Here is a 6,383-nt window from a genome sequence, read left to right as displayed (position 1 = left end):
TGGGGTATGGTGGATTGAAGTATGCAAGACGCATTGACCAGCGCACTTGACTCAGTTAGCTGCTGATTGGACGCTTTGCTCGCGGATAGTGTCCGATGCGTCAGAAGGCGTGGCTATCCAGCATCTAGACAACTTGGCGCGGGATTCCAGGCGAGTAGCCGATTGGGTTGGTCTTATGATGAGTTGTTAGGTAGAATCCTTCTCAATTAAAAGAGCTTTCAAATGATAAACCATCCGATACCAATTTGTAGTATTGTGAAAACGGTTTTCGTGTGTATATTGCTTTAAACTATCTATGTATACATCTCAAGCTATACAGAACAATTTTAAACCTATTTGTTCTAAAATTATAAATTATGTTAAATTGACAAGCTAAATACTTGATGTAAAATAGTCACCAAACACTTAAAGGATCGTATCAAAATGCAATACAAGCCAGAAGCAACTATTTCTCATATGCTCTTTAGTACACATGAGGATATTGTTAAAGCTTTCATTACTCGTGTATATGGATGGATGGCTATAGCCATGATTTTGACAGGAGTTGCCGCTGTACTAACAGCCTCAAATCCGGAAATTATCGAGTTAATATTTGAGAATAACCTTGCTTTCATATCTATTCTTTTAGCGCAAGCAATAATGGTAATTGTTCTTGATCTTAGAATGAATAAATTAAGCTTATCTAGCGCAATTATATTATTTGTTCTGTACTCAATTCTTGTAGGTATATCTCTCTCTATATTATTTTATATTTACACGCAAGAATCAATTGCTTTAGTGTTTTTTGTTACTGCAGCCACCTTTGCAGTAGCAAGTATATATGGAATGTTAACAAAAGCAGATTTAACACGAGTTGGGCATTTAGCATTTATGGCATTATTTGGCATTATTATAGGATCATTTGTCAACCTTTTCTTTAACAACGACATGATCTATTGGATCTTAACTTATCTGAGTGTGATCGTATTTGTTCTTATTATTGCTTATAAGACAAAAGAGATTAAAAACATGGCCTATCAAATGAGTGAAGAGGGTGAATTATGTAATAAGTCGGCAATTTTTGGCGCTTTATCTTTATACTTAACCTTCCTTAATTTACTTTTTTCTATACTTCGTATTCTAGGAAGACGTAGATCAAATGTCTAAGGAATAGCACTATTCAATGGTTTTTAGTTATTTATAATATACGCCAGCCTGATGTTAATTGCTTTTAATTATAAATATATTATTAATAATATTTCTATTTTATAATATAATTGATGTTTGGAGGTATAGGGGGCATTAAATATACATCGACCCAATTCCTCCAGAACTGCAAATTATGGTCATCATAGCCCAAATCGATTCTTTTACCGATAATCGCGCTACCAGTATCACATGCTTGCCCGATGCCATACCCAGGAACATAGATATTCGTCTTTAAGTTGATGACATTTGGATCAACAGCTACTATACCGAATCGCATGTCTTGTCCACAACGTGTCTTGCCATACCATGATACCTCTCGTGATACCCCTGATGTGCTTGCTGAATAAGAAGTAGCTAGCATACGTAATCTACGCCAATACTGGATAGGCCCATAGGGTGTATTCAATGTACGGATAATTATCTTTGTTCCATATTTGTAAATACGTGGACGAGGTTTTCGCACGATGAAATCCGCAATCAACTCGCGCTTTACTTCTAAATTATCCTCAAATGTAACCAAGCTGCGTTTTTCACGTATACCCGGACTACCTTCATAAGCTAAGATCCATGTGTCTAGCTCCAATTCGGCATCATCCTCCATGATTACTTCAAATGGGACATGCTGATGGCTTATCTCAATATCACTTTTGACACGTACGACACGAATTTGCATATTTGGCACGACTGGAGTTTCTAAATCTGGCAATACATAATCTTTATCTATTAAAACAATATTCATTTCAGCTAAAACACCTGCTACATTTTTTTGTAAAGTACGACTACGTATTTGCCTCCCTTCAATCCATATCGTTATAGGTTTTGCGCGTTCAAAAATTATAATCATGCCAGGTTGAATCGGATGATCAACAGGGGGAAGAACCCTGTCTCCTAGATAAATCATGAATCCAGCTTGTAATAAGGCTTCCCCTACCGTGCGCGCAGCTGTCTGCATTCTTAGTGTCTGCCCCCCCACTTCTTTGACGGTAACTGATATTGCACGATACCAATCAATTCGTATATTTGCGTGTGATAAACCTGATGATTCACGACGACCATTAAAAAATGAGACAGGAGATTGATATTTAGATAGCGGCAAATCATCCCCTGGCTTACCATTAACATAAATTAAATCATGAGCGCTTATTTTATAACCAAGGTCGGAAATTATTTCGGAAGCTTTTTTTTGTTGCGTGCGAATAAACTGTATTTTCTCGTTGTCTATAACTAATTCGATTAATTTAGCCCTCTGAATTTTAACCACTTGATTGTGTGAGGCGTTATTTGTTTTATCTGGTATAACAATATCTTCAGCATAAATGTGGATACCAGCTTCTCGTAATGCTCCTTCAATTGTTTTTTGATGCGTACGTATACGTATAACATGATCACCCTCCAAGATAAAAATCGTCTTAAACGTCATAACGTACAATATAACGATCAAAGTAAAAATAGCGGGGAAAATAGCAGCTTTTATAGTCGAAACACCGTATTTTATAAAAAATATCTCATAGGTTTACCTCCTCTAAACGATATGTTTTGTCCTCCTTATCCTTACCTTATCTTACATCTGGTTAGATTAGAATAATCTGCTGATATACATAGATGATAATGGAATGTCTAATACACTCATTATTCATTTTCATCAAAAATTTATACGTGTTGAATAGCTAGCAATTGTGCCCCATGATATATCATACCACATTTCATGCACTTCTGGAGGTAAATGGTAAATAAAATTGGACGCATGAAATATCCAAAATACATAAGCAAATTATTGATCAAACGAGTCAAGAATTACAGAAGCAATCGACGCTACCTGTACAAGGCCTGCAGTCGTCATTTCATCCAGCAGCCCAACCCAATTGGCTACTCGCCTAGAATCCCACGCCAAGTTGTCTAGATGTATCTGGATAGCCACGCCTTCTGACGCATCGGACACTATCCGCGAGCAAAGCGTCCAATCAGCAGCTAACTGAGTCAAGTGCGCTGGTCAATGCGTCTTGCATACTTCAATCCACCATACCCCAACCGACGACTAATCTATCGCCGCGCTGGATGAGCCGTTGGCATTTGTCGGGAGTGAAAAGATGCGGCTATCTCATCACGCAGGTCGAACGACAGCCCTGCTTTATCACGTATGGATAGTTACTCTGTCCTGAGATAAAGTGATGATATAGGCGATGATAGATCAAGCGCCACAAGCATTTCCATATTGCACCGAAGGATGCATTGGCAACTGTTTCCGGTTGCGCTAGACAAGTCGCATACCTATTCAGTTGAAGCAAGTCTCGCCGAGTTGCGAAATTCTCTCGATCGCTTAGGCCGACGGGCGCAGTGCTTTTCGCGGTGTGTGGAGGAGCTACAGCGATCGGTTGCGTCCTTTGTGCAATGCAGGAATCGGCGGCATACCTTCAAGCAAGCGCATCCGGGTTATCAGAGCTATCCGCGGAACTACGCAAGTATTTAGATTTATGCACTCACTGAAAAGACAAAAACGCTTAGATTGGCTTATAATAAAATACCAAGAAACACAGGAGTTTAGCGCGAAAGGAGAAAACATTATGGATAATATTTACAACACAGGAGATCTAAAATCCGGACAGTTTCTTACAGTACAGGATTTTTTCAAATTGTGTCCAGTTGGTGCTTCTATGTTTGATACAGTACTCGTTCCTAATTTATCTGACAAATACTTCTTCAGATTCAATATCAAAGAAGATCAGTATCATATCAACGCAATTAAAAAAATGCCCATCTTTGCAATTAGACTGGCAATGTTTAAGTTCAAGCATGTAAAGGTTGGTGTTATTATGTGCAAATGTTCAGAGATTCAAGATTGTTTATACGAATGTTATATTAATTTAATTCATCCCGAAGATCGTCAAGCTATTCATGCGCTAATAGATAACACGAAGATCATGATATCTTTGTATGATAAAAATAGCGAAAACGTGCATAATTTTACTATAAACAATTATCTACAGGAAACTGCGAATAAAATTTTACATGAATTCAATCCAGATAACTCATGGAGTGATTTTGATTTTAACCTTGCAAAAAAAATGATGCAGAAAAAGTATAGTACTTGTGAATCTTTGTGGCAAGCTATGAGCTTATAAGTTAAAGCGAAAGATATTCGAGAATCAAAATGATTGTATTATCTAAAATCAAATTGATGCTTTTTTTAGTTATGTAAAAACGAGATTGGGTAAACATCTTTCACATTTTATTCCACCTTAGTTGTAGTAATACCGACAATGTCATCATCTCATCAATATCACAAAGCCGCCACATCTAATCCGCACGCCGCTAAATAACGCATAAGTTGTAATATAAGTAATAATCGCGCAACGTGTCGCTTATTCGTTTGTTGTTTTAACTAATAAATAAAAATACATTTCCTGCGATTTAAAAACTTCTTGATATGCTAAGAGCAAACAAAATTCAATGTATGAAATCTACAAGAGATATAAGCAGATTGTGGGGTCAAACCATGCAGCATCACAACAATAGACAGCGCTATCTGTGCAAGGCCTGCAATCGTCATTTCACCTCTCAACCCAACCCAATCGGCTACCCGCCTAGAATCCCGCGCCAAGTCGTCCAGATATATCTAGATAGCTACAGCTTCTGACGCATCGGACACTATCTGCGAGCAAAGTGTCCAATCAGCAGCTAACTAAGTCAAGTGCGCTGGTCAATGCGTCTTGCATACTTCAATCCACCATACATCAACCGACGACTAACCTATTTTCGCACTGGATGAGCCGTTGGCATTTGTCGGAGTAAAAAATACGGCAATCTCATCATGCAGGTCGAACGACGGCCCTGCTTTATCACGTATGAGTAGTTACTCTATCCTGAGATGAAGTGATGATATATGCGATGATAGATCAAGCGCCACAAGCATTTCCGTATTGCACCGAAGGCTGCATTGGCAACTGTTTCCGGTTGCACTAGACAAGTCGCATACCTATTCAGTTGAAGCAAGTCTCGCCGAGTTGCGAAATTCTCTCGATCGCTTAGGCCGACGGGCGAGGGGTTTTTCGCGGTGTGTGGAGAAGCTGCAGCGGTTAGTGGTGTCCTTCGTGCAATGCTGGAATCGGCGGCGTCCCTTCAAGCAAGCGTATCCGGGTTATCAGAGCTGTCTGATGGAATATGCAAGTATTTGAGTTCAGGCCATTCCGAGATATCTTCACAGTAGCCCCATACGCATACAAAGCGCAATAGCTAAACATTACGACTTAATTCTAATCAAGCGTACACTTTTATTTTACTGACAAACCTATTGGATTTTTAACAAAATACTTCTTGTGAAAAACCTTAACAACTGAAAAGTGGTAAGGATTGTTTGTATAAAGTGATGTAAGGAGGTAATCCAGCCGCACGTTCCCGTACAGCTACCTTGTTACGACTTCACTCCAGTCACCGGCCCCACCTTTGTCAGCGCCCTCCTTGCGGTTAGGCTGCCGGCTTCAGGTGTTGCCAGCTCCCATAGTGTGACGGGCGGTGTGTACAAGACCCGAGAACGTATTCACCGCACTATGGCTGACGCGCGGTTACTAGCAACTCCGGCTTCATGCAGGCGGGTTGCAGCCTGCAATCTGAACTGAGGGTAGTTTTCGGGGATTGGCTCCACCTTGCGGCTTGGCGACCCATTGTTCCTACCCATTGTAGCGTGTGTGTAGCCCCGGACATAAAGGCCATGCTGACTTGGCGTCATCCTCTCCTTCCTCCGGCTTGTGGCCGGCAGTCCTGCCAGACACGTGTAACTGGCAGCAAGGGTTGCGCTCGTTATGGCACTGAAGCCGACATCTCACGACACGAGCTGACGACAGCCATGCAACACCTGTGCGAGCTCCCTTGCGGGTCGTTCCCCTTTCGGGTCACTACCACTCGCATGTCAAGTCCGGGTAAGGTTCTTCGTGTAGCATCGAATTAAACCACACGCTCCGCTGCTTGTGCGGGTCCCCGTCAATTCCGTTTGAGTTTTAACCTTGCGGTCGTACTTCCCAGGCGGGATGCTTAACGCGTTAGCTTTGGCACTGACGGGATTAAATCCGCCAACACCTAGCATCCATCGTTTACGGCTAGGACTACCAGGGTTTCTAATCCTGTTTGCTCCCCTAGCTTTCGCTTCTCAGCGTCAGGAATGCCCCAGAAGGCCGCCTTCGCCACGGGTGTTCCTCCTGATA

3 protein-coding genes and 1 rRNA gene are annotated in these 6,383 nt (G+C 41.1%); 2 read left to right on the top strand and 2 right to left on the bottom strand.

Annotation, left to right across the window (positions count from 1 at the left end):
• Window positions 1–423 precede the first annotated feature (423 nt).
• Window positions 424–1,146: a Bax inhibitor-1/YccA family protein gene (locus tag NZM04_00965; GenBank protein ID MCS7062614.1), complete on the top strand. Its 723-nt coding sequence runs from the start codon at window positions 424–426 to the stop codon at window positions 1,144–1,146.
• A 94-nt stretch (window positions 1,147–1,240) separates the two neighbouring features.
• Here the strand turns inward: NZM04_00965 and NZM04_00960 are convergent, their stop codons facing one another.
• On the bottom strand, window positions 1,241–2,608 hold the full coding sequence (locus tag NZM04_00960; GenBank protein MCS7062613.1) for a ubiquitin-like domain-containing protein: 1,368 nt from the start codon (window positions 2,606–2,608) through the stop codon (window positions 1,241–1,243).
• A 952-nt stretch (window positions 2,609–3,560) separates the two neighbouring features.
• On the opposite strand from NZM04_00960, the gene NZM04_00955 reads away from it, so the two are divergent.
• Window positions 3,561–4,307 (top strand): hypothetical protein, encoded by a 747-nt coding sequence (locus tag NZM04_00955; GenBank protein ID MCS7062612.1) that lies wholly within the window; start codon window positions 3,561–3,563, stop codon window positions 4,305–4,307.
• Between the two features lie 1,247 nt (window positions 4,308–5,554).
• Here NZM04_00955 and NZM04_00950 read toward each other — a convergent pair.
• A 16S ribosomal RNA gene (locus tag NZM04_00950) occupies window positions 5,555–6,383 on the bottom strand; the annotation flags it as partial.

It is taken from the genome of Candidatus Methylacidiphilales bacterium, assembly GCA_025056655.1.
Lineage (GTDB): Bacteria > Verrucomicrobiota > Verrucomicrobiia > Methylacidiphilales > JANWVL01 > JANWVL01.
This window is presented reverse-complemented; position numbering and strand designations above follow the sequence as displayed.